Origin of the sequence: Nostoc sp. (assembly GCF_036917395.1) — a bacterium.
In the GTDB taxonomy this organism is placed as follows: domain Bacteria; phylum Cyanobacteriota; class Cyanobacteriia; order Cyanobacteriales; family Nostocaceae; genus Nostoc.
Map to the genome: position 1 here is coordinate 1 of NZ_JBALDI010000008.1, position 23,728 is coordinate 23,728.

Below are 23,728 nucleotides of genomic sequence, written 5' to 3' on the forward strand. Positions count from 1 at the left end.
CACTTTCCTTAAAACTCTGCTTGCTGGAAGCATTGTCGGTTTTTCAAATGTGAAGAAATATTTCGCCAACAGCATCCATTGATACTCACGCCCCGTTAGCTTAGTGTTCTCTGTGAGTGGTCAGAAAGCGGCGAATATGGTCTGCGATCGCGTTTCCATTTTCTTCCAGAGCAAAGTGCCCCGTATCAAACAAATGAAACTCCAGGTTTTTTAAGTCGCGTTTGTAGGCATAAGCTCCCTCGACTAAAAAGCCCTGGTCATTTTTGCCCCATACAATTAGCGTGGATGGTTGATATTGGCGCAAGTAAGCTTGCCATTGCGGATATAACTGCACATTGGACTGGTAGTCGTATTTTAATGCCAATTGAATATCCATATTCCCAGGGCGATCAAGGAGTGCCTGATCCAGAGTCCAGGTATCGGGACTGAGGTTTTCTAGATTCCTGGCTCCAGTGATGTAATGCCATTTCGTGCCCTTGCTTGCCAGAGCCTGTCGCACGCGATCAGCATTTTCGGGTGTCTTATTCTGCCAAAAAACGCGCATGGGCTTCCAGAAATCACCGAGTCCCTCCTCGTAGGCATTGCCATTTTGCACAATCAGCGTCTCAATCCGCTCTGGATGCTGTGTTGCCAATCGATAGCCAATCGGAGCGCCATAATCCATTAAATAAAGGCTATAGCGTTTCAATCCGATCGCATCGACAAAGCCTGCCATCACTTCGGCAAGGCGATCAAAGGTGTAATCAAACCCATTCACCGCAGGCATGGAGCTATAGCCGAAGCCAGGGTAATCAGGGGCAATTAGATGGAAAGAATCTGCAAGTGCAGGTATCAAATTGCGGAACATATAGGATGACGTTGGAAAACCATGCAGCAGTAAAATTGTTGGATTATCACGGGAACCCGCTTCACGGTAGAAAATATCTAAACCATCGATTGAGACTGTGCGATATCTGGTCATGAGGTTACTTCTTGTATGACAGCACTGCCTAAATGCTGTTTCAAAAACGCCAATGTGCGATCGCGTGCTAATTCTGCGGCGGCTTTGCGATAAGCGGAACTACCCATGCGACTAAACCCGTGGCTCACTCCTGCATAGCGATAAATTGTTACCAGGGGGTTGCTCTTTAATCCTTGCTGAATGCTCGCTTGAGCGGCTGGCGACACATACTCGTCATCTTCACCCATATGTAATATCAACGGTTTCTGAATCTTTGTCGCTTCTGCTAAATACTGATCAATACCAACACCGTAGTAACTAACGTTGGCATCCGCATCGGTACGTGTTGCCATGAAATATGCTAGCTTGCCACCTGAGCAAAAGCCTACACTGCCGACCTTGCCTGTACTGCTAGGATACTGCCGCAGAAAAAGCAAAGTTGCCTTCAGGTCTTCTATACCGCTATCCACATCAAACGCTCGGTCTAGCTCAAAGGCTTTAGCAAACTGGTCTTTATCCTCAGGATCAAGTTGCACACCAGGTTCTAATCGCCAATATAGATCTGGCACGATCACAGAATAGCCTTCTTTAGCGTAATCATCGGCAGTCTGCCGCATAATCGCATTGACCCCAAGGACTTCTTGAATCAACACAATACCAGCTCGAGGCTGAGTACTGGGTGCTGCTAGATAGGCACTAAAACTGCCCCCATCCAGGGCTGGAATGGTTACATTTTGAGTTGTCATAGTTTCCTCTTGCGGGGATGTGTACTTATTGCGTTCAATTGTTGTCAAATCAGCGACCAAGTTTTGCGCTGATCAGGCAGGGATGGATTGCAGTCGGGATGCGAGAAATTGGCTGATATGGGCTGCGATCGCATCTCCATCCTCTTCTAAGGCAAAATGTCCAGTATCGAGTAAATGGAACTTAACGTCTTTCAAGTCACGCTGGTAGGGATAAGCACCGTCAGCAGGAAAGATGTAGTCGTTCTTGCCCCAAACAATTAGGGTTGGAGGTTGATACTGGCGAAAATACTCCTGCCATTGGGGATAGAGCGGTGGATTCGTGCCATAGCTATAAAATAGCGCCAGTTGAATCTCTTCATTTCCGGGACGATCGAGGAAATGTTGATCCACCGTCCAGGTATCGGGGCTGATCACTTCTAGATTGCGAACACCGTTGGTATATTGCCACTTCGTTGCTTCTAGGGTGAAAAGATATTTGAGCTTTTCAGCATTCTCAGGCGATCGCTCTTGCCAGTATGCCTTAATTGGTTCCCAGAATTCGCGCAGACCTTCCTCGTAAGCATTGCCATTTTGAACAATCAGAGATTGCACACGTTCTGGATATTTAGCTGCAATCCGATAGCCAATTGGTGCACCATAATCCATTACATAAAGGCTGTACTTTTTGAGATTGATCGCAGCAATGAATTTCTCCACAATCTCAGCCAAGCGATCAAACGTGTAATCAAACTCATTTACTGTAGGCATCGAACTGTTGCCGTAGCCAGGATAGTCAGGCGCAACAAGATGGAATTTATCAGCGAGGGCAGGTATGAGATTACGGAACATATGAGAGGAAGTTGGGAAGCCGTGCAATAGCAGAATTGTCGGATGATCACGAGAACCAGCTTCACGATAGAAAATGTCTAAACCATCGATCGAAACTGTGCGATATGTAGTCATGAGATTACTCCTTGTAAGTGTATAAAAGTGACATGATGGCGTTTTCCGACAGGTTGATCTATCTCACATCCTGATACCAATTCTGTATGAAGATGCGCCATATATGAGGAACGTAGATGCAAAGCGGCTTGCCGCAGGCTACCGCAAAGAGAAGGCAGCGCGGTCTTGGGGTTTCCCCCATGAGCGACTGCCGTCGCAAAGGACACAAAGAAAGAAATAAGAATTCAAGAAAATTTGGCGCAGCCTCACATAGAAATGGTATGACGACGGATCTGCTCCTGAAAGTAGTCCCGCCAGCTTTCGGGTAAGGCTTCAAGTTGAGCTACACGATGCAGTAACTCTGGATTGTTTTGCTCACGAACATAAAGCTGAATGATATTAGCAACAGTAATATTGTTGTCATCCCGGCTGCTCAACTCTAAAGTGTCTCCGATTCCAACTTCGCCCTCTTGCAAAACTCGAAAGTAAAATCCGCTGCGACGACTGGCGAGAAATCGTTTCACCATATCCGATCGCCCAAAGCGAATCCCTAGTTTGTAGCAGGGTAAGCGCGGTTGAGTCACCATTAGTTCCACACTGCCGATTTTGAAGCGATCGCCAATGTTCAATTCTTCTTCTCTCAATCCTGTGACTGTGAAATTTTCGCCAAAGATCCCAAGTGTTAACTCTGTATCAGGCAATTCGCTTCGCCAGTAGTCATAATGCTCAAAAGGATAGACATACACGGCTTTGTCCACTCCACCATGAACAGTGAGATCCGCTTGGCGATCGCCATCTAAATTGAGTTCACGTACCATGACTCTGGCATTAACTGGCTCTTTGAAAATTCCAGTACGGACGGCTTTTCCTTTCCAGATCACTTCACGCGGCAGTCCGACATTAACAGAGATAAGCTTCATCTTTAACTCCTTTTGGACTTCAAATCTGTGCCATACCGCCATCGACAAACAACTCAATGCCGTTCACAAAGCTGCTGTCGGCTGAAGCGAGAAAGACAACGGCTTTGGCAATCTCATCGGGTTTGCCGACTCGTCCCAGTGGGATGGCGCTGGCTTGGCTGTCCACGAATTCTTGCAACTGCTGGTCATTCAGTCCCAAATGATCGTAACCAGGAGTCGGAACCACACCAGGGCTAATGGCATTCACTCGGATCTTGCGTTCTCTGAGGTCGAGTATCCAATTCCGAGCAAATGATCTCACGGCAGCTTTGGTGGCGCTGTAAACACTGAAAGCTGGCGTACCTTTTATAGAAGTAGTCGAAGCATTCAGGATAATAGAAGCACCCTCTGGCAACAGTGGCAGTGCCTTTTGTACAGTGAACAGCAAACCTTTGACGTTTATGTTAAATGTTTTGTCAAAGTCTTCTTCAGTGATTGCTCCAAGTGGGGCAATTTGTCCACCGCCAGCATTAGCGAAGATGATATCGAGGTGTCCTTGCTCTTGCTTAATGGTGGTAAACAGGCGATCGAGGTCTGCCAGATTAGAAACATCGCTCTGCACAGCCGTAACATTTTTACCAATGGCTTCTACAGCAGCATCAAGTTCGACTTGGCGACGACCTGTGATGTAGACATAGGCACCTTCAGTAACAAACTGTTTGGCTGTGGCAAGACCGATACCACTGTTGCCACCCGTGACAAGGGCGATTTTTCCTTCCAGTTTTCTCATCATGCGAATCCTCTGATTATTGAGTTTAAAGCGGTCAGTTGTTAATGGAGAGCGGAGTCAGGAGGAAGAATGGTCAGCCCGTATTGGGGAGCTAGGGTGATCGTCTTTTAAATATCTGCATCTGCGATCGGGGGTAGCGGTGCAGTGGGATTATCCGCTAGAGTGCCAATTTCCATGAAGAACTGTTCCAGTCCGGTAGGCGTTACCCAACACAACATCTGAGCCGCTTGGGTTAAGCATTTTTTCTCTTCTCTCTGTTTCGCGCCAGTTGCTTCTCCCTTGGCGCTAGCCTCTCCCTTTGGGAGAAGGCGAGACGCTGCGCGAACAAGTCGGGGAATCGCAAGGGCGCACTGGCTTCTCTGCGCCTCTGCGGTAGCCTGCGGCAAGCCGCTCCACGTCTACGTTAAAAAAGTTGACTTAAAGAGTTTTAGCCTTAACCCAACCGTATTGGCTTATTGAACATTAACTAATCTCTAAGGGAGATCTCCAGGTACACCCAGAGTTTCGTCGCCAATTTCGTTAGAGACGCGCATGAATAATGCCAGGTCAGCTTCCTCATTCTCGTTTAGCGTCCCTGTTGCTTCAATTAGTTGAGCAAAGGCACTGGGCGAAGCAACAACTAACCCGCGAGCTGGTTGATCGCTGAGTGCAGCAACGACATGGGGTGTGCCCATCGGAATGAAGGCACTTTCACCTACGCCTAGCACAACCTTATTCTTACCAACCCAGACAGTGAACTCTCCTTCCAGCACATAAAGTTGTTCGGAATAGCGTGTATGGCGATGGGGTGGAGTTTGCGTACCAGGAGGGAAATAGCCCTCAATCAGGTCGTATTTACCGTCAGTCGTGGTGCGATCGGCGACGATGGTGAGGCGAGAACCAAAAAGCCAGAATGATTGTGTCATGGAATAGATCCTTCTAATAAATTGCGTCGTGAATACTCAAGTTTACGGCTCAGATAAAGTAAGCGTTTATGCCGTCAACGCCAGCAAGGGGAGTTTCAATCGTGGTAGTCTAAATTCCTGTTCAATTGCAATGATTCCTCCCAGAGTCGATCGGCGTTGTCTGAGTTGAGGGCATAGGGAGCAACACCACTCACATAACCGTTGCCGTTTGTGACAATCATGGCTTCATTGCAGTCCTCGAAATAGCGTCCGCTAATGCCATCCAACAGCGGAGATGTTGCTAGAAGGACAGAAGTTGCTGCGCCCTGTTCCAGTGTCTTTCGATCCTCAGGTAGAGTTTTAAGACCACCTGTGTAACGTTGGAGATTAGTCACAATCGCCCCAGGCATCAAAGCGTTGGCGGTGATGCCATCGCCAAACCATCGCATGGTGGCACCAACGGCAAAAAGAATCTTTGCAGTTTTGGACTGTGCATATGCCAGCAGTGGATCGTAGGGGCGAAACGCAAAGTGGATATCATCAAAGACAACAGGTGACATTAAGTGTGCGCTAGAACTGACAGACACAATGCGGGCAGCACCGTCTGCCGCCAAGGCATCATGGAGTCCAAGTGCCAAAGCGAAGTGTCCGAGATGGTTGGTAGCAAACTGCATTTCCCAGCCTTTTGACGTGTGTTGTTTGGGTAATGCCATCACACCCGCATTGTTGACGAGAATGTGCAACGGCCCATTCCATGCAGCAACAAATTTGGCGATCGACTCCTGGCTGCTCAAGTCAAGCAAAGCAACGTGAATATTTTGGTTTCCGGTAGTAGTGGTGATATCAGCCGCCGTTTGCGCTCCAGCATAGGTATTACGCACAGCTAGCGTCACCTCAGCCCCAGTCAAAGCCAATGCGCGCGCCGTTTCTATGCCGATGCCCGATGCTGCTCCAGTCACGATCGCCCGCTTGCCAGAGAGATCGATGCCTTTTACTACCTCGGCGGCAGTGGAGTGCCGTCCAAATGATGTTGCGATCAGTGCCATCATGCGCTCCTTGAGGGTATCGAATGTTTTATTTACTGCTCATTCACGTCGGCAATGAACTGCCACCACCGTGATGACCTATAGTCGGTAGGCTCCATTGCCAATTTCTAGGTAGACGAGCGAGTTGGCATTGGAACATTAAACTGATCGGAAATGATTTGCAAGGTACGCTCCGCTTTAATTAAATCTGCTGCTTTTTCGCCAATCATGATGGTCGGTGCATTCGTATTTCCCGTGGTGATTGTTGGCATGATGGAAGCATCAACAACTCGCAATCCCTTAACCCCATATACCCGCAACTCAGGATCGACCACTGCCATTGGGTCAATGCCCATTTTGCAAGTGCCAACCGGATGCCACACAGTGCTGCAAGTGTCCCGAATGTAAGCTTCGAGCGCTGCATTACTCTGAACGTGGGAACCTGGGGCAATCTCCTCACTATGAAAATCATCAAAGGCACTGGTCTGAATCAATTGGCGGATTAATTTAACTCCTTCAACCAACTTTTGTACATCAGCTTGACTTTGTAGATAATTCATCCGAATGGTTGGTGGATCTTTGGGGTCAGGCGATAGCGTTAGCGAAGCGGTAGCGAGTCTTCGAGCGTCAGCGCTGCTGCCTTCGGCAGGACGCAAAGTGACGCCGCCAATATTTTGCAGACGCGTAAGAGAGACTGCACCCGTAAATCCAAAATCAGCAGGAGTATAACCAGGTGACAAGAATTGAATCGGCCCGAAGAAGAACTGCAAATCGGGTGCAGCCTCCACATTCCCTTTGCTATGCAAAAATAATCCGGCTTCAATTCCATTACTGGTGATGGCAGGGTGTATATCTTGAGTAGCTGCTTGAACGACACAAGTGAGAACGTGATCCTGAAGGTTTTGACCGACACCCGGCAAATCTACAACGACAGAAATTCCCATCGCTTGCAGGTGTTCGGCAGTACCAATTCCAGAAAGCATTAGCAGTTTGGGCGAATCAAACGCACCCGCACTTAAAATCACTTCCTGGTTGACTCTGACCTGGTGGAGCGTATCTTCATGCAGATATTCTACTCCCACACAGCGAGTACCCTCAACCAACAATCTCGTCACCAATGCCCCTGTGATTACAGTCAAATTGGGACGATGGAGAATGGGTAGAAGAAAAGCAGCGGCAGCACTGTGCCGTTTACCATCCTTGACCGTCAATTGATAGAATCCTACCCCTTCTTGCTGTACACCGTTAAAATCAGGATTGTAGTTGTATCCCATTGACACACAGGCATCTACAAAGCGTTGGGAGACCACAGCAGGGGACATCAAATCGGTAACGCTCAACTCCCCATCAACTCCGTGAAATTCTGACGCGCCTTGCTGCTGGTGCTCCGATTTCTTGAAATAGGGCAAGACCTCCTGATAACTCCAACCGGGATTTCCTAATTCCTGCCAGCGATCGTAATCTTGAGGATTGCCCCGGATATACATCATGAAATTAATCGAACTGCTGCCCCCCAAGACTTTGCCACGGGAACAAAACATTTTGCGGTAATTCAAGTAGGGTTCCGGCTCAGAAAAGTAACCCCAATCCACTTCAGAGCCTATTAGGCTAAAGCATTGCGCCGGAATTTGAATTTCTGGTTTTGTAGCTAAGTTGCCCGCTTCGAGGAGTAACACGGTTGTGTCACAGTCTTCGGTTAGACGATTGGCAACCACACAGCCTGCCGAACCTGCACCGATTACAATGTAGTCATAGTTGGTCATAAAGTTCTCTTCCTCTGTTATCTACAATGGATAAATGGAGTCAAGAATGAACTGATTTAAAGAGCGATTGCTGAAACACTATTAGTTATTCATTGCTTCTCTTCAAATTAGGATTACTTCACAGCAGTGCTTGCTGCTTCTATCACTTTGGCAACCTCTTTTGGATGAGAGATAAAAGGAACATGACTGGAGTTAACTTCGGTTGTCTTAGCATTAATCCGTTTAGCCATAAATCGTTGAAGTTCAGGGTTGATGGCGCGATCGCTTTGAGTTACGAGAAACCAGGAAGGAATCGTTTTCCAGGCGATTTCATTCACTGATTGCTCAAAGGCTGCGCTGGCGATCGGCTTTTGGGTTGCTGCCATTACTCGCGCCTTTGCCTTCGATACGTCCTGGGCAAAAAATTCGTGAAACTTCCCGCGATCAATATAGAGAAAGTTTGCAGCATCAGATACGATCGCCGTGCTAATCGGAGCTGCTGCGTACTTTTTATTCAAATCACTCGTCTTTTCACCGACATCTGGTGCAAAAGCATTAACATAAACCAGAGCTTTCACCTGTGGATTGCCAGCCGCCGCACCCGTGATCACATTTCCACCATAGGAATGTCCAACTACTACAACGGAACCTTTTTGATTGTCAATTACCCGCTTCGTTGTTGCCACATCATCAGCAAGCGAGGTGAGCGGAATCTGCACAGCAGTCACTCTGTAGCCATCCTGCTCCAACAATGGAATAACGTGTTGCCATGATGTACCGTCAGCAAAAGCCCCATGAACAAGAACGATCGCAGGTTTAGAGTTGGAGGCTTGAGGTAATTCCTTGGAGGTGGCTGATGTTGGATGCATTGATATCCCAACGACAACACTTAATGCAAATAACCACAGCAACAATTTTTGAACTTTTTTCCATGTAAAAACTATCATTGCGATCGCCTCTATATTCTTGCTAAATTGCTGAAATTTCTGGTTCTTGTTGTCCGTATAGAAGTTATGAAATACTCCCCGCTGAAATACTTTTTAAGATAAGCATCAAAAAGCTTAATCATTTGTTTGCAGCAACAACGGCTGCCATTATCTGCTCAACAGTCCAGCGATCGAGATAGCGAATTCCATTAATAAACACAGCGGGTGCAGCCTCCACTCCACTTCGCAGTCCACCTTCGATGTCCCCATTGATCCGATTGATATACGCTCCCTTGGATAAATCCTGCAAAAATTGAGAAATATCAAGTCTTAAACGATTGGCATACTCCACTAGATAGCCATTTCCCAACTCCTGTTGATGGATAAATAGCATCTCATGCATTTGCCAAAACTGCCTTTGAGCCGCTGCTGCTTCCGCGGCTTCCGCTGCCCGTTGAGCATGTGGATGAATCTGTATCTGAGGAAAATGACGGAAGATAAAACCTAAATTGTTTTCTCCAAATGAAACCTGCAATTGCTGCCCGGCAACTTTGATCAATCGATAGACGTTGGCACTTTGAAAACATTCATAATCTCCATACATGACGAATACTACAGTAGCATTCAGTACACCTTGGATATGATCCCGGGTTGAAGGCGGAACGAATAGAGAACGATTATCACGGTTGTAAGTCATCTTTCGGTTTGTATTAAGCAAACTTAAGTCTCACAAACCAACTGCATCAACATCGCTATGGATTTAATATAGAGAATTGACCCTCTCTTGTCGTCCACTCTGGGTTGACATTTTTCTACAATCGAGTGATGGATGAACCTGTCCATCTCTCAGTGGAAGATTGTCTCCAACTTTAGTTGGAGACTAAAGCCAATTTAAAGGGAAAATTTTCCCCCACTTATAAACTGACAATCCCACGCTTAACAGCAGTAATCACGGCTTGTGTGCGATCGCTCACTCCCAGTTTGCTCAAAATGCGATTCACATGCGATTTGACAGTGCTTTCACCAATATTCAAAGCAGTCCCAATTTCTTGATTACTCATTCCTTTTGCCATCAAACGCAGCACTTCCAACTCTCGTTCACTCAGTTCTGGATTGCTCATTCGCTGCAATAATTTTGCGCCTACTTCTGGCGGAATATATTTCTGACCATTATGAATGGCACGAATCGCATTCAAAAGTTCGCCAGGTTTAGCATCCTTAAGCAGATAGCCTTGAGCGCCCGCCTGCAAGCCGCGATAAATGTCTTCATCACTATCGTAGGTTGTGAGTACCGCAATCCGAGCCTGCTTAAATTCGGCACAAATCGCCATAATGGCTTCCACCCCTCCCATTTTGGGCATTCGTAAATCCATTAGCGTGACATCAGGTTGGTGTTCTCGAAATGCGTTGATCGCCTGTTGTCCATCTTCGGCTTGAGCGATCACTGTCATTTCTGGATCGCGATTAATGATGGTTGCCAATCCCTTTCTAACAATGGCATGGTCATCAACAATCAGCACCCGAATCGTAGTGGATTGGCTCATCGTAATCACTCTCGATTGATAGTGACAATAATTTCTGTTCCTTGACCTGGTTGGCTTTGAATCGCTAGTTGTGCGCTAATGCGCTCTGCTCGTTCGCTCATTCCTAATAAGCCAAACCCACCGCTCAAAGGAATGCTACCCACTCCAAAGCCCCTGCCATCGTCTTTAACTCGTAAAACACACTGTGTCTCGTTGTACACCAACTCAACCCGAATTTCGCCAGCACTTGCGTGTTTAATCGCATTGGTTAATGCTTCCTGCCCAATTCGGAGTAAGTTATTCTCCACTTCCGTCGGTAAGGAATAAGCTGTACCCTGAGTTTCGCAAATCAGAGCCGTGTCGGTCGTTGATCGCATTTGAGCCACAATCCGATGCAAGGCACTCTCTAAATTACCTTCTTCTAGTAGCCGCGGACGGAGTGCTGATACAGATCGCCGTGCCCCTGCCAGCCCAGCGCGTGCTAGTTCCTCAATCATTTCCAGATGTACTTGGGTTGCTTCCGGGTCATCCGCCAGCACTTGTGTTGCTGCTCCAACCTGAAGCAGAATACCTGTGAAGGATTGAGCCAGTGTATCATGAATTTCTCGCGCCATCCGGTTGCGTTCTTCCAGAATGGAAGCTGCTTCAGCGAGTTTGCGATCGCTAATGTCTGTGATCAGACTGTAAAAGCCTCTCACTTGAGCATTGTCATCCAAATCAGGGATCAAGGTCGCGCTGATGCACCGCTTACCAAGTGGAAAAGGGATTTCTGCTTCTAAAGATACAGTTTGCCCTTCAAACACCTGATCAATATACGGTTCAACCCGTTGATAAACCGCCTCACCGAGAAGTTGGCGAACAGGGTTGCCCAGAATTTCATTGCGACTACGGTTAAACCAAACCTCATAGGTACGGTTGATGAATTGATAACACCGATTGGCATCTACATAGCTGATGAGAACTGGTAAAGCGTCGGCAATCAGTCGTAATTCCTGTTCTCGGTCGCGCAGCTCTGCTTCGCTTTGCTGTAAAGCTGCTGTTCGTTCTGCCACCTGAAGTTCCAGAGTAAGGTTGTATTCGGTTAACAGTTTCTCTGCTCGTCTCCGCTCTGTAATGTCTTGAAAAGCTACGATTGCATAAGCCACGTCACCCTGTTCGTCAAAAACTGGAGTTCCCCATGCCTCAATTGGAATAGTTATGTCGTTTCGGCGAATTTCCATGTCATCAACCGTGATGCGTTCACCACTTAATGCACGGACAATTGGCAGTTGGTCACTTGGATATATTTCATTTGTTCCCGCGCGATAAAACTGATAAACCTCTGCAAATCGCTCTGGTGTTATGGCAGGATCGACACCTTTGCCCACTAGCTGAATTCTCCGTTGATTGGCATAATAAGGGTGTCCCCTGGCATCTAATATTGCAATGGCTACTGGAACTGCTTCTAGAAATTGAGCCATTCTACTTTCACTCTTTTGTAGGTTTGAGTAGAGCTTGGCATTTTCAATTGCGATCGCTGCCTGAGTTGATAGAAGATTTAGAAGTTGCGATCGCTCAGGTGTAAACACCCCAGTTGCTAATTGATTTTCTAAATACAATATACCGACAAGCTTACTTTGGTTTAATAGTGGCAAGCAAAGGATAGATTGGGTTTGGTGGCGTTGAATGTATGGTTCACTGATAAAATTACCTTCACAAGCCGCATTATTTAAGATGACCGATTCATGCGTCCTGATCGCATACTGAATAACCGATTCTGGTAAGCGATCGGACATTGGAATCGATCGCATTACTCGTGTAGGAAAAACCTGCTTACCCTCATTGAGTTCACAAGCAGCCTCAATTTTCCATTCCCCTGCATTTTCCAAAAGCAAGCATCCCGTTTGTGCTCCAGCATTCTCAATTAAAATCTGCATTAAGGAATGAAGCAATTGTTCCAGTTCAATTTCACTGGAAATCGCTTGTAATGCTCTCATTACCGTTGCTAAATCAAAAGCAATGGATGGAGTATTCAAGGTAGTTCCAGTAATGGAGGAAATTGGTGTGTTAGCTATACCCAATGACTTAGGGAAAAACTGTGGATAACGAGTCTCTAAATCGTTGACCTTTGCCATTGCTCCCCAGCGTTGATAGCAGTAGTGAGCTTCTTTCATGTAGAGCTGGGCAAACTTTTCTCGACCACGCGCCAGATAAAATTTGGCGGCTAACTCATAGGCTAATGCTTCTTCTTGGATATATTCATTTTCCTTTGCTTCCTGAATCGCTTGCTCGTAAAATTCTTCTGCCTCAAGCAACTGCTCCAAAACTCGTGCAGTCTCTGCTTGTAGCAAATAGCATTTATGCAAATAATTCATCGGCGCACGATCTGCCCATAGCCGCATTTTCTTTTGGCTAACCGCAACTTCTTTGAGAATTTCTTGCTGCACTTGAGTGTCGCTTTCAGAATACACTGCAAGTCTTGCCAATGCACTGTAGAAATAGTACAACGGAACGTGGGGTGTCGCTGCAACACGGATTAAATAATGTTCCGCTACAATTGCATTCTTAGATGCTTGAGTGTACTCAGAAAATAAGTAGCACAGGATAAGTTTATTGAGATGCACTAGAAAGAGTATGACTCCATCCGTTTCGTGGTGTGCAGGTCTTTTTTCCTCATTGTAAGATTCCCCAACAAGACATAGTAGATTGAGCGATCGCCCCATTAAATTCAAAACAGATTGCCGAAATATTTGAATCCAGGTAAGTGATGTTCTCTGGTTAATTTGGCGGATTGCTTGACTGTATGTCGCCATTTCGCGTTCAACTTCCAATAGTTCCTTGCCAACAAAGAAAGATTGCAGGCAGTAAGTAAAAGCGCTGTAGGCAGCGAACTCTAAATCTCCAGTTTCTAAGCCACACTGATATGCTTCCAGAAATGGCTTTGATGTTTCTCTAATATGCTTCTGCCAATGGATGATGAAGTTAGTGACGATAAACAATGTTCTCGCTTTCAGCGAACGGATATCCAAATTAGATAATAGCTTCAATGCAAGCTGCCCAAACTCGTAGCCAGCCTCAGTTCTTCCCAGCATTCCACAAAAAATTAATCCCAAGTTGGCATAGGCAAAGGGAGACACAAACGTATTGCCGTACTGAATCGACAGGTTGACCTGCTTAAGTACGAGCAGAGGGGCTAGATCGGATGTTAAATGATAAGCAACAAGCGTTATTCTTGATAAAATTCGCATTGCTGCAAGCTTCTGGGGATCAACCATTTCTGGCAGATGAAATAGATCCTGAATCGGTTTCTGAGTCAAACGAGATGTAACGGCATTAAGTTCAAGCGTTATATCTGATTGATTCGGTGTTTCGGTAAACCTGATTCCTAGTTGCTGCAACACTTGCAATGCTGTATAGATTGCATCTAATAGCTGACCCTGTGCAATGGCAGTTTGAATTTTGACTTCGTAAACTTTCACGCGATCGAGAACTGTTTTAGCGTTCTGCAAAACAGCCTCTGCCCAGTGTTCTACATTTTCAAACTCACCACACAAATATGCGACTTCTGTTGTTTCGGTATATAACTCTAAAGCTAGGTTATAGTTGGTTTGCCAGCTAGATGCTAGCCATGCTCTACCCATCGCCAAATAGTTTTGTGCCGTACCATAAGCGATCGCTCCCTTGGCTTTCTGCCCTGCTATCAAATTCAATTTGGCAATTTCATCTCGTTCTGCTTGATTAGTAATCAGTTGAATTCCATGATTGAGATGATCCACAATTTCAAACAGCCGATCTGATAGACCTGCCAACGCTCCTTTAAGTAAATTGCGACCAATTTGAAGATGGACTATTTGTTTATTTGACCGATCAATTAGATCGTAAGCTGCTTGCTGAACGCGATCGTGCGAAAACTTGTAATTCTGAATCAGTAGATTTTCATCTAACTCTGAAGTTGCAAGAAGCAACTCTGACTGAATAACGGTTGTGAGTTCTGCAAAAATTTCAACTGCTGGTCGTTCACAGATAACTGAGAGTGTCGCTAAATCAGACTCAGCACCGACACAAGCAGCTAAGGATAAAACCTGTTGAGTTTGCTCTGGAAATTGTTTCAGCTTTCCGATGATTAATTCTACTACATTGTCGGTAATATTTTTGGCTTTAATATGAGTAATGTCCCATTGCCAGCGTTGTTGATTAATGTCGAAGACGATGAGACGTTCAATGTACAGCGCTTTGAGAAATTCATTAGTGAAGTAGGGATTGCCGTTCGCTTTACGCCATACCAGTTCTGCTAAAGGTGCAATCGACTCAGTATGCGTGTGCAAGGTTTCAGCAATCAGTTGAGCCACCGCCTCTAGTCTTAGCGGAGCTAATATTATCTGACTAATAGTAACAGTGTCCTGCTTTAGCTTCTCTAAGGTTGCAATCAGCGAATGTGTTTGAGTGACTTCGCGATCGCGATAAGCTCCAATTAAAAGCAGGGCTTGTATCCCACGATCGCTCAAAATTAACTCGATGAGCTTGAGTGTAGCAGAGTCTACCCATTGCAAATCATCCAGAAAGATGACCAGAGGATGCTCAGGAGAACAGCAGGCTCGAATGAACTTCTGAAAGACAAAGTTAAACCGATTTTGTGCCTCAGTTACTGCAACTTCTGCTACGGGTGGTTGCTTGCCAATAATCCACTCAATTTCTGGAATGACATCAATAATCAGTTGTCCATTACTTCCTAAAGCTGTAAGCAAGCGCGATCGCCATTTTTGCAGTTGCTCGTCAGGTTCACTTAGCAATTGTTGAACCAGTTTTCGTAGTGCATCCGCGATCGCGCTGTAGGGAATATTGCGCCCAAATTGGTCAAACTTACCCGACGTGAAATAACCGCGCTTTGCTGTGATCGGTTTGTAGAGTTCCTGTACTAAAGCTGATTTACCAATGCCAGCATAACCAGACACCAACATCATCTCAATATTGCATTGAGCATTTTTCTCATTTCTTATTCCTGCCACTCTCTCAAATGCTGCTAATAATGTTGCAATCTCTGCTTCTCGTCCATACAACTTCTGGGGAATGTGAAACTGATCAGAAACATCTTGTAAACCCAGTTGGATATTACCAATTTGCCCTGTTTCTGTAAGTTGGGCTGCACAAAGTTCTAAATCTGCTTTGATACCCCAGGCGCTTTGATAGCGATCTTCTGCATTTTTCGCCATCAATTTCATCACTATGTCACATAATACTTGCAGAATGGGTTGTTCATTTTTGAATTTTGAATTTTGAATTTTGAATTGATCTGGCTGTTTAGCAATATGACAATGCACTAGCTCCAGAATATCCGTTGTTGCAAACGGCAAGTGCCCAGTGAGCAATTGGTAGAACGTCACACCGAGCGAATAGAAATCGGTGCGGTAATCGAGCAAACGGTTCATTCGTCCGGTCTGCTCTGGCGATAGGTAGGCAAGGGTTCCTTCTAAAACATGAGGGCTTGTAAAGGTTGGATTAGTGCGGTTAAATTGAGTGGCAATCCCAAAGTCGATAATCTTGACCACGCCCGTATTAGGATTGAGAACGATATTGCCAGGATTAATGTCCTTATGAATAATATTCGCGGCATGGATCTCACCTAGAATTTGTGTGAGCTTGACGGCAAGCGAAAGAAAAGTGGATACAGGCATCGGGCAGAAAATCTCTGGGTGCTGCCGCATCCAGTAGTCCAAGGACTCTGCACCAAAATCCTCAAGGAGGATGACCAGCGTCCGTTGGTAGTCCTCCTGGCTGTACGCCTTGATTACACCTTCTATGTTCAAAGAGCAGGTAATGGCATACTCCTGTCTATAGCGCTTGATTTCTTGAGGTGAGGGATAATCTTGCTTAAGCATTTTGACGATGATCGCCTGACCATCTTGCACTCGGATGCCTCGATACACTAAAGAGGCTGAACTCTCATAGATTTTGCATTGAATGGCAACTCCAGGCAGGGTAATCATCCAACTTTCTCCTGAGGTAGGACATAAGCATACTGCCAATTATATGGTACTGAAAGTCTGATGAGTTAGTTGATACTGTTGGCGTTAATAATTCACTGGAGAGAAGATCAGTAGACCGAAAAGTTCTGCGAACGCTAAGAAATGGTAGTCTGTGATAGCAGGTGCGCTAACATCTGAATATCTTAAACAAATGACTTACCTAGACCAAATACTCAAGAAAGTTTTGCGAATTATTCCTCCGGTTGGTGGCGGTTTTCGCTTGATTATTCAAACTTGTGAGTTTAATGGGTATCGTATTCCCCAAGGTTGATCTGTATTGTATCAGATAGGTAAAACCCATCAAGAGCAAAATATATATAAAAATCCTGAGAATTTTGAGCCGCAAAGGTTTGATATAGATAGAGCTGAGGATAAACCTAAACCTTTTAGTTACGTTCCTTTTGGAGGTGAAATAAGAAAATGTTTAGGTAAGGAATTTGCTAAATTAGAGATGAAAATATTTGCTGCTTTGCTATTGCGTGGTTATGAATCGGAACTTGTACCAGGGCAAAATTTGGATTTAGTAATGATACCCACACCCTAACCTCGTGATGCTTTAAAGGTAGTTTTCCGTTCCATACACGGGGTAAATGAGCAATCGAACGTGCGACCCGAAGTCAGACAAAAGAGGAACGCGCTTGGCTGAAAACCTCACTAGGTAAGCATTCTTTCAATGAATACTTTGGCAATTTTCAACAGAATCAAGTAATTGAAAGTATTTATATTCCAACAGGTTAGTATTGAGAATTTCTCGACCAACTCATCAAAAGTAATCATCTATACTATTTTGCTGGTTAGAGAATTGTGGCTTTTAAGTTCTGGTTCAACCACTGTCAAATGTTGCTCTAAAATTGCCAAGTTACGAATATTAGACTTATAGAAAGCATCAAATAAATCACCCACAAAAGGCACAGTCCCCACGACTGCTTCCAAACCAACATTAAAAATCATTTTGGTTAAATCTTGGCGTGGGATGCCGAAGCGGGTAGCTAAAAATATGATGTAAGCTGAAAACGCTGTACTGATTAAATCACCAGCACCTGGAACTAAACCGATAATTGGGTCTATTCCAATGTGAAAACCTGTTAGAGGAATACGTATAGATGTATCCATCAAGCGGCTGAGTTTACGGATGCGATTTAGAGTAGCAAGGCGTTTGGCAGCGTCCATAATTTTCGATATTTGCACTACTCTTAAGTTGCACCATTTTTAGTTATTCGTCTTGTACCGTTAGAAATAACAAGTTTGAATAAAAATCCTGACGACGTTTCCTCTAAGAAAATAGCGTCACCGATAGCGTAGCGTAAAGCCTTCTCTTCTCCCAAGGGAAGACGCACTCGCGTTCGAGAGGCTTCTCTACGAAAGGCTGCGCCAACGCCAACGCCTAAAGTTTTCGTAATAAACAAGAGTTAATGACATTATTTTAATATCTATTGAGAATAAAATTTTCTTATTGACATAATGCAGCCGCCCTGGTTTATTAACTCTAAGGATAAGTTGTTGGCATAAGTTTTCCCATTGATTGCAGAAATCATCGATGTCGCAGAATATTTGTGTGATGTCGAGCAAAGCCGGAGACGCTTTGCCTCCGGACGTGTCTAATGGTAAACTAAGACCTGACCCTTGTTTTGTTTAGATATTTTTAGTTTCAGCGTTTTTTTTAACTTTTTCACCTATTCTCAATAATTCTTAGTTATTTTTTCCTATCCCACTCCTCAAATCCCTTTCAGGATGAGATTTCTGGCTCCGATCACCGTCGAACTCACGTTAATACGCTATCTCATGCCATCACAGCTAGATATTTTGTACAACTTAATTAAAAAATTAGTAGAAAACAATTACACCAGAACTCTTACTGGTAATTTTCTGCTTTTTATGGAGTATAGAATCACACAAAAGATAGAGGTATTAACCGACTTAATTCATTACTATCAATAAAATATAAAAAATATTACAGAAAGGAGTCGGCCATTAGTATCCAATTATCAAAGAATGTCGTCATCTCAAAATGGCATGATTCCAACATTGCTGTGGATCTAAAACGTGCAACCGAAATTGCTGATTATTGTGCAAATAATGCCACTGCAATAGATTATAATGGTGCTTTCCCCAAGCATGAGTTTGATCTGATTGCTAAGGCTGGGTTGTTGGCTGCACCATTGGCGAAAGAATTAGGCGGATGGGGTGCAGGAATAGATACTAATGTTACCTATGAGCTTTTAATACTATTAAAGCAGATGGGGCATGGCAATCTGGCTGTTGGGCGAATTTATGAAGGACATATTAACGCCCTGCAACTGATTCAGACCTTTGGCACTGTAGAACAAATTACAAGCTACGCTCGTGATGCCCGCGATCATCATAAAATATTTGGCGTTTGGAATGCCGAAGCCTCAGATGGTGTCAAGGTAATTCCTTTGGAGAATGAACGTTATCGCCTGGAAGGTTCTAAAACATTTTGTACTGGTGCAGGCTATGTTGAACGTCCTTTCGTGAATGGAGTATTGCCAGACGGCGGTTGGCAAATATGCATTGTGCCGATGGAGGAAGTTACAACAGTTAGTGATCCAACTTGGTGGCAACCTTCTGGGATGCGAGCTACTGCTAGTTACAAAGTGGATTTTAGCGGTGTAGAGTTGGATCAGAGCGCTTTAATCGGCCAAGCAGGAGATTACTTTCGACAGCCCTGGTTGTCTGTTGGGGTGATTCGGTTTGCTGCTGTGCAACTAGGTGGGGCAGAAGCACTGTTTAACCTGACTCGCCAGTATCTTCAGAAGTTGGAATACACAAATGATCCATATCAAAAAGAACGGCTTGGCAGAATGGCGATCGCCATTGAAAGTGGTAATCTCTGGCTACGGGGTGCTGCGGATAAAGTAGCAGCCTATGCACCTATATTTGGTGGCTATCCCACAGTTGTCCACCCGCAGGCAGACCAACTCGTTGCCTATGCAAACATGGTGAGGACAGCAATTGAACAAATTTGCATTGATGTGATGCAGTTGTGCGAACGTTCTGTTGGGACTCGTGGCTTACTACCACCAAATTCGATGGAACGCATCATCCGAGATTTAACTTTATATCTGCGCCAACCTGCTTTTGATGCGGCCTTGGCAAATGTCGGGCAGTATGTCTTGCATGAAAGTAATCCTGCTTATCTGCTTTGGAATGATGAATAAATTCGGCTTGATTGGATTACCACTAAGCAATCCTAGTGTTTTGCCCTGGCGTTCAATTAACGGGATCGCTTCTAGTCCGGCATTAATCGTCGCACCCCATCCTGATGATGAAACGTTAGGTTGTGGGGGTGCGATCGCTCTGTTACGGTCTTTAAATTGTAATGTGCAAGTTTTAGTCATCAGTGATGGTACTCTTTCACACCCTCGTTCCCTGAAATATCCCGCAGATAGACTCCTAGCTCTGCGGGAAGCTGAAACGCTATCAGCAATGAAATTGCTGGGTGTAGAGGCTAATGCTGTCACATTTTGTAGAATGCAGGATGGGTTAATTCCAACACAGTATCAAAGGGCGGTGGCTAGTTGTCGGGCTTACATCACAGAAGTCGCTCCACAAATTATCTTTTTACCGTGGCGATATGACCCTCACGCAGACCACCGAGCAACGTGGAAGTTAATCAAAGCAGCACTGCATGATTTGCACTTATCCCCCCGATTGATTGAGTATCCTATTTGGGATTGGGACTCAGAGCAACGGGGAAGTCTGCCAGCATCTCTTGAGGTGACAACCTGGCGGTTGGATATTAGCACGGTAGTGGAGGTGAAACAGCAAGCGATCGCTGCTTATCGTTCCCAAATTACAGACTTAATTGACGATGACCCACAAGGCTTTCGCCTGAGTCCCGAAATGTTAGCCAACTTTACTCGTCCTTGGGAAGTTTATTTAGAGGAAATCCAATGAACCCGTTACAATCCGACTCCTTACCACCCAGCTACTTCGATAAACTTTACAGCGAAGATCCTGACCCGTGGAAGTTTGAAACGAGGGAATACGAAGCTAACAAATATGCTGCCACGATCGCAGCTTTACCCAAAGAGCGCTATCGGTCTGCCTTTGAAATCGGCGGTTCCATTGGTGTTTTAACTCAGAAGCTACAAGAGCATTGTGACTCACTGCTCTCGGTTGATGTGTCAAAATTAGCGCAGAATAGAGCAAAAGAGCGCTGTCAGCATCTCTCCAATGTCAAGTTCCAGATTATGCGTGTCCCAGAGCAATATCCTGATGAGATGTTTGATTTGACCCTAGTCTCGGAAGTTGGCTATTATTGGAGTTGGAAAGACCTGAAAAAATCTCAACAGTGCATTTTAGAACACCTAGAACCTGGAGGACATCTACTTTTAGTTCATTGGACATTGTATGCCCGTGATTATCCATTGAGTGGGGATGAAGTTCATAACTCGTTTTTTGACTTGACCTCAAATAAACTGCGGCATTTAAAAGGTCAACGAGAGGAAGAATATCGACTTGATTTATTCGAGCGAGTCTAAGAAATTAAACCTGCTTTATTTTTTGATGTTTAGTTTTACATTTTAGAAGAAACCGCTTTGCAAGCGTCACCCTACTCTAAGGTAACGCTTGCCCTTAGCAATTACTGACGTAAACTCTCAAGACGCAAGCGTAAATCCTCAATTGCTTGTTCAATTTCCACAAATTTCCAGCGCGAAGCCCAAATTCCTTCTTCCTGCTGTCGTTCTTCGATTAGTTCAAACAACTCACCAAAGGTATAAGGTTGCGTTAATTTCTGGACAAGCCATTGGGCTGAAACTCCTAGCATCTGAGCCAAAGACACGACACTGGGATGACTTGGCTGATACCCATTGAGAGCGCAGCACCAGATCACTCGTAATTGGCGACGTGCAACAAAACGAGTTTCGATAGCCGCTGCTGGCTCGACTACAAATGGTTGCTGTTGGCGTCCCATTTCTATCCATTTACTCAGTTGATTTGCTAAACCAACATTGGTACGTCCGATTTGCCTTGCCGAAGTTACTACCCGCACTAGCGAACTGTGGCGAAAACGGGCATTTACCCGTACCAAGGCCCGGTAGAAAGCTACATCTTCAGGAGTCCGCACAGGTGGTAAGCCTCCTGCCAGTGCATACATTTCTGCTGTTACTGCCAAACTTGCTCCATAGTGTTGATAGTGGCGGGGAAAGCTGTCATACGGGTCAGGATCGAGATAAGTTTCTAATTCAGTAATTAAATAGCGGTAGCCCACCTCACGCAGATAGCAAGCTCTGGCATAAGGGTCTAGATCAGCACGACCAGCGCGCTCAACAAAAATTCGCCCACCTACAGCATCAGCACCATAGGTAATTTCGTACAAGTTGGCAGCAATCCAAGTTGGGCTTACCTGCGAGTCTCCATCAGTTGAAGCAATTACCCCCCTTGTGCGTCCTAAACTACACAAACGGCGGTATGCTTCATCCATCAAAATCTGACGCACTCGACCAATATAGGCTTCCGCAGCAGGCAGAGTTTTTTCAACTACATGCAGTGCTATATCTGGATGTTGCCCCGCGAAATTCCGGGCTATAGCTGCTGAATCATCACTACAATTATTTGCTAATAAAATAATTTCGTAGCGTTTGGGATCTAAAAGCTGTCCTTCTAGATCAACTTGATGTATGAGGGCAGTAAGGGTTGCTGCCAACGTCTGAGCTTCATTGCGAACTGGAACAATTACACAAACTTCACAATGCACTGATGGCGGTATTTGGACTAAAGTTTGAGGAAAGTTTTTATTGAGTTGCACAGATGGAAAGTCAGCAACGAAAGACAAGCGCTTACTTTCCATAAAAACTATTTTTCCATTTCCAGGAACAGCGACACAGTATATTCATCTACAGCCGAAAATTATTAATATTCGTAACTCTATTTTCGATATTTTATCATTTACTTGGAATCTACCTACAGTATGATTAGTGCTGATTAAAACTCTCTGAACATCAGTTATCAAAGACTATTGTCTATATGCGCTCACTAAAAGTTTTACTAATCAACACATAATCATTATATATTTTTTGCTTATGTCAACTTTTAAACTATGAAATCATACTTAAATAATATATTTTATTTCCTTTTTTTATTGATAATCAGTTTGAAGAAGAAGAGAAATTATATTATAGATTATCCAAATTTATTAATATAGTAATCAGAAATCATTTGTAAATAAGCTGATATAAAAATCCTTAATTTACAAATATTTCAGTATTTATTCATTATTATATATCATTTACTATTACTTATAGTAACGACAGACCAAAACAGATTTATAAACCTATCCCACTAATAATATTTATCCTAAACAACTTAAATTGTTTAAAAATAAAAAATCAAGATTTTTAAGGACATTTTTCTAAAAAAAGTAGGTAATTATAGAATAGTAAGATAAATTAATACGAAAACTTAAATATAAGATTAAAAACCTGCTTTTTAATGGTTAGAAATATTATTTATATACTTTTAAAAGTACATCTATTCGTAATTTGGATCGGCTCAATCTTTCATTGTACAATATGCAAGATGTTTAAGTAGCTTTTTGATTAAAATAGTAGATTATAAGATTAATTTTACCAGAAAATGCGTAATCACTGCCATCAAATATACACTATTAGATAAACTCTGTTGTCTTCAATCTTGTATATGTCAGAAAATTAGTCATATTTATTGGCTTGAAGACATAATGTTATGTTGACTATTTTAGGCTTTTTAAAGTTGATTTAACTAATTTTGTAAAATTTTGTATCAGCATTCAACGATCTAGGTGTTTTTCCAGGAGAAGCAGTGACGCTTTACGGCACGATCTCTTATCGGGACTTAAACATTTTGAGAGACAAACAAGCCTAAAATCCGTACAGAGTAAGAGGAATACACCGAATACTTAAAAATGGCCCAAACCCAGATATATCAACAAACTAAGTAAAACGATGTCAAAATCTTTCTATATACAGATTTGAGGCTCAATTCTTGAGTGTTTTTTGTCTAAGTCCCATTATCAGTTTTAGTGTCTGTGATCGCAAGTAGTGGCGTGGAAAGGGTTCTCACTCTGTTACTAAGCAATGTGATTACTCTACTCAAAGTTTTTGGAGAAGCGATCGCTTCAGTAAGTAGGTGGGCGTTAAAAAATATAACTAGATTAATAAATGTAAATTATTTAAAAGCTTGGATTAAAAGCATTTCTGGAGTTTTACATAAACTTACGTAGTTTAGTTTAATTGTGCCTACCAACTTAGATAAGTACCCGCTTATGCTTTTTTAAGTTCATCACTGCCGTTGTAATGTGGCGGCAATCGGGCAAGAATTATGAGAA

The 23,728-nt window shown here is 44.0% G+C and carries 20 protein-coding genes and 1 pseudogene; 5 read left to right on the forward strand and 16 right to left on the reverse strand.

Annotation, left to right across the window (positions count from 1 at the left end; translation table 11 throughout):
- Positions 1 to 100 precede the first annotated feature (100 nt).
- From V7K46_RS05955 to V7K46_RS05990, 8 genes are all read right to left on the reverse strand, one after another.
- Entirely contained in the window at positions 101 to 961 is an 861-nt protein-coding gene (locus tag V7K46_RS05955) for an alpha/beta fold hydrolase (RefSeq protein ID WP_335111677.1), read from the reverse strand.
- Positions 958 to 1,686 (reverse strand): dienelactone hydrolase family protein, encoded by a 729-nt coding sequence (locus V7K46_RS05960; protein WP_335111678.1) that lies wholly within the window; start codon positions 1,684 to 1,686, stop codon positions 958 to 960. The genes V7K46_RS05955 and V7K46_RS05960 overlap by 4 nt, the downstream gene beginning before the upstream one ends.
- Positions 1,687 to 1,758: 72 nt before the next feature.
- On the reverse strand, positions 1,759 to 2,628 hold the full coding sequence (locus V7K46_RS05965) for an alpha/beta fold hydrolase (protein WP_335111679.1): 870 nt from the start codon (positions 2,626 to 2,628) through the stop codon (positions 1,759 to 1,761).
- Between the two features lie 245 nt (positions 2,629 to 2,873).
- Positions 2,874 to 3,527: an MOSC domain-containing protein gene (locus tag V7K46_RS05970; protein WP_335111680.1), complete on the reverse strand. Its 654-nt coding sequence runs from the start codon at positions 3,525 to 3,527 to the stop codon at positions 2,874 to 2,876.
- Positions 3,528 to 3,546: 19 nt separating this feature from the next.
- Positions 3,547 to 4,296, reverse strand: coding sequence for an SDR family oxidoreductase (locus V7K46_RS05975; protein WP_335111714.1), 750 nt, complete (start codon positions 4,294 to 4,296; stop codon positions 3,547 to 3,549).
- Between the two features lie 107 nt (positions 4,297 to 4,403).
- Complete coding sequence (locus V7K46_RS05980; protein ID WP_335111681.1) at positions 4,404 to 4,682, reverse strand: hypothetical protein; 279 nt, start codon at positions 4,680 to 4,682, stop codon at positions 4,404 to 4,406.
- Between the two features lie 87 nt (positions 4,683 to 4,769).
- Positions 4,770 to 5,201 carry a cupin domain-containing protein gene (locus tag V7K46_RS05985; RefSeq protein WP_335111682.1) on the reverse strand — a complete coding sequence of 144 codons (432 nt, stop codon included), beginning with the start codon at positions 5,199 to 5,201 and terminating at the stop codon, positions 4,770 to 4,772.
- Between the two features lie 95 nt (positions 5,202 to 5,296).
- Positions 5,297 to 6,094 (reverse strand): SDR family NAD(P)-dependent oxidoreductase, encoded by a 798-nt coding sequence (locus V7K46_RS05990; RefSeq protein ID WP_335111683.1) that lies wholly within the window; start codon positions 6,092 to 6,094, stop codon positions 5,297 to 5,299.
- Positions 6,095 to 6,110: 16 nt separating this feature from the next.
- On the opposite strand from V7K46_RS05990, the gene V7K46_RS05995 reads away from it, so the two are divergent.
- Positions 6,111 to 6,284, forward strand: coding sequence for a hypothetical protein (locus V7K46_RS05995; RefSeq protein WP_335111684.1), 174 nt, complete (start codon positions 6,111 to 6,113; stop codon positions 6,282 to 6,284).
- A 49-nt stretch (positions 6,285 to 6,333) separates the two neighbouring features.
- Here V7K46_RS05995 and V7K46_RS06000 read toward each other — a convergent pair whose 3' ends face one another.
- The 5 genes from V7K46_RS06000 to V7K46_RS06020 all read right to left on the reverse strand — a co-directional run bounded on the left by V7K46_RS06000 (position 6,334) and on the right by V7K46_RS06020 (position 16,359).
- Complete coding sequence (locus V7K46_RS06000) at positions 6,334 to 7,968, reverse strand: GMC family oxidoreductase (protein WP_335111685.1); 1,635 nt, start codon at positions 7,966 to 7,968, stop codon at positions 6,334 to 6,336.
- Positions 7,969 to 8,081: 113 nt separating this feature from the next.
- Entirely contained in the window at positions 8,082 to 8,894 is an 813-nt protein-coding gene (locus tag V7K46_RS06005; RefSeq protein WP_335111686.1) for an alpha/beta fold hydrolase, read from the reverse strand.
- Positions 8,895 to 9,012: 118 nt separating this feature from the next.
- Positions 9,013 to 9,570, reverse strand: coding sequence for a DsbA family protein (locus tag V7K46_RS06010; protein ID WP_335111687.1), 558 nt, complete (start codon positions 9,568 to 9,570; stop codon positions 9,013 to 9,015).
- A 217-nt stretch (positions 9,571 to 9,787) separates the two neighbouring features.
- A complete protein-coding gene (locus tag V7K46_RS06015) occupies positions 9,788 to 10,417 on the reverse strand; it encodes a response regulator transcription factor (RefSeq protein WP_335111688.1) in 630 nt (209 codons plus the stop codon).
- Positions 10,418 to 10,422: 5 nt separating this feature from the next.
- On the reverse strand, positions 10,423 to 16,359 hold the full coding sequence (locus V7K46_RS06020; protein ID WP_335111689.1) for an AAA family ATPase: 5,937 nt from the start codon (positions 16,357 to 16,359) through the stop codon (positions 10,423 to 10,425).
- 151 nt (positions 16,360 to 16,510) lie between these two features.
- On the opposite strand from V7K46_RS06020, the pseudogene V7K46_RS06025 reads away from it, so the two are divergent.
- Positions 16,511 to 16,942 (forward strand): annotated as a pseudogene (locus V7K46_RS06025) (cytochrome P450).
- A 233-nt stretch (positions 16,943 to 17,175) separates the two neighbouring features.
- On the opposite strand, the gene V7K46_RS06030 reads toward V7K46_RS06025, so the two are convergent.
- Together V7K46_RS06030 and V7K46_RS06035 are read right to left on the reverse strand one after the other, a co-directional pair.
- Entirely contained in the window at positions 17,176 to 17,568 is a 393-nt protein-coding gene (locus V7K46_RS06030) for a DUF4112 domain-containing protein (protein ID WP_335111690.1), read from the reverse strand.
- 23 nt (positions 17,569 to 17,591) lie between these two features.
- Positions 17,592 to 17,804 (reverse strand): hypothetical protein, encoded by a 213-nt coding sequence (locus V7K46_RS06035; protein ID WP_335111691.1) that lies wholly within the window; start codon positions 17,802 to 17,804, stop codon positions 17,592 to 17,594.
- A gap of 624 nt (positions 17,805 to 18,428) precedes the next feature.
- Between V7K46_RS06035 and V7K46_RS06040 the strand changes: the two genes are divergently transcribed.
- From V7K46_RS06040 to V7K46_RS06050, 3 genes are read left to right on the forward strand one after another with little or no spacing between them, the layout of a single operon-like run.
- Positions 18,429 to 19,577 carry an acyl-CoA dehydrogenase family protein gene (locus V7K46_RS06040; protein ID WP_335111692.1) on the forward strand — a complete coding sequence of 383 codons (1,149 nt, stop codon included), beginning with the start codon at positions 18,429 to 18,431 and terminating at the stop codon, positions 19,575 to 19,577.
- Positions 19,537 to 20,316 (forward strand): PIG-L deacetylase family protein, encoded by a 780-nt coding sequence (locus tag V7K46_RS06045; protein ID WP_335111693.1) that lies wholly within the window; start codon positions 19,537 to 19,539, stop codon positions 20,314 to 20,316. The genes V7K46_RS06040 and V7K46_RS06045 overlap by 41 nt, the downstream gene beginning before the upstream one ends.
- Positions 20,313 to 20,903 (forward strand): class I SAM-dependent DNA methyltransferase, encoded by a 591-nt coding sequence (locus V7K46_RS06050; protein WP_335111694.1) that lies wholly within the window; start codon positions 20,313 to 20,315, stop codon positions 20,901 to 20,903. Before V7K46_RS06045 ends, V7K46_RS06050 begins: the two co-directional genes overlap by 4 nt.
- 101 nt (positions 20,904 to 21,004) lie before the next feature.
- On the opposite strand, the gene V7K46_RS06055 is transcribed toward V7K46_RS06050, so the two are convergent.
- Positions 21,005 to 22,213, reverse strand: coding sequence for a glycosyltransferase family A protein (locus V7K46_RS06055; RefSeq protein ID WP_335111695.1), 1,209 nt, complete (start codon positions 22,211 to 22,213; stop codon positions 21,005 to 21,007).
- Positions 22,214 to 23,728: the final 1,515 nt, after the last annotated feature.

Coding starts and splice junctions, on each gene's coding strand:
- V7K46_RS06015 (WP_335111688.1), bottom strand. CDS start 10,417: ATGAGCCAATCCACTACGATTCGGGTGCTGATTGTTGATGACCATGCC.
- V7K46_RS06010 (WP_335111687.1), bottom strand. CDS start 9,570: ATGACTTACAACCGTGATAATCGTTCTCTATTCGTTCCGCCTTCAACC.
- V7K46_RS06050 (WP_335111694.1), top strand. CDS start 20,313: ATGAACCCGTTACAATCCGACTCCTTACCACCCAGCTACTTCGATAAA.
- V7K46_RS05955 (WP_335111677.1), bottom strand. CDS start 961: ATGACCAGATATCGCACAGTCTCAATCGATGGTTTAGATATTTTCTAC.
- V7K46_RS05975 (WP_335111714.1), bottom strand. CDS start 4,296: ATGAGAAAACTGGAAGGAAAAATCGCCCTTGTCACGGGTGGCAACAGT.
- V7K46_RS05970 (WP_335111680.1), bottom strand. CDS start 3,527: ATGAAGCTTATCTCTGTTAATGTCGGACTGCCGCGTGAAGTGATCTGG.
- V7K46_RS06020 (WP_335111689.1), bottom strand. CDS start 16,359: ATGATTACCCTGCCTGGAGTTGCCATTCAATGCAAAATCTATGAGAGT.
- V7K46_RS06055 (WP_335111695.1), bottom strand. CDS start 22,213: ATGGAAAGTAAGCGCTTGTCTTTCGTTGCTGACTTTCCATCTGTGCAA.
- V7K46_RS06045 (WP_335111693.1), top strand. CDS start 19,537: ATGAAAGTAATCCTGCTTATCTGCTTTGGAATGATGAATAAATTCGGC.
- V7K46_RS05960 (WP_335111678.1), bottom strand. CDS start 1,686: ATGACAACTCAAAATGTAACCATTCCAGCCCTGGATGGGGGCAGTTTT.
- V7K46_RS05965 (WP_335111679.1), bottom strand. CDS start 2,628: ATGACTACATATCGCACAGTTTCGATCGATGGTTTAGACATTTTCTAT.
- V7K46_RS05995 (WP_335111684.1), top strand. CDS start 6,111: ATGCCGATGCCCGATGCTGCTCCAGTCACGATCGCCCGCTTGCCAGAG.
- V7K46_RS06030 (WP_335111690.1), bottom strand. CDS start 17,568: ATGGACGCTGCCAAACGCCTTGCTACTCTAAATCGCATCCGTAAACTC.
- V7K46_RS06000 (WP_335111685.1), bottom strand. CDS start 7,968: ATGACCAACTATGACTACATTGTAATCGGTGCAGGTTCGGCAGGCTGT.
- V7K46_RS06005 (WP_335111686.1), bottom strand. CDS start 8,894: ATGATAGTTTTTACATGGAAAAAAGTTCAAAAATTGTTGCTGTGGTTA.
- V7K46_RS05985 (WP_335111682.1), bottom strand. CDS start 5,201: ATGACACAATCATTCTGGCTTTTTGGTTCTCGCCTCACCATCGTCGCC.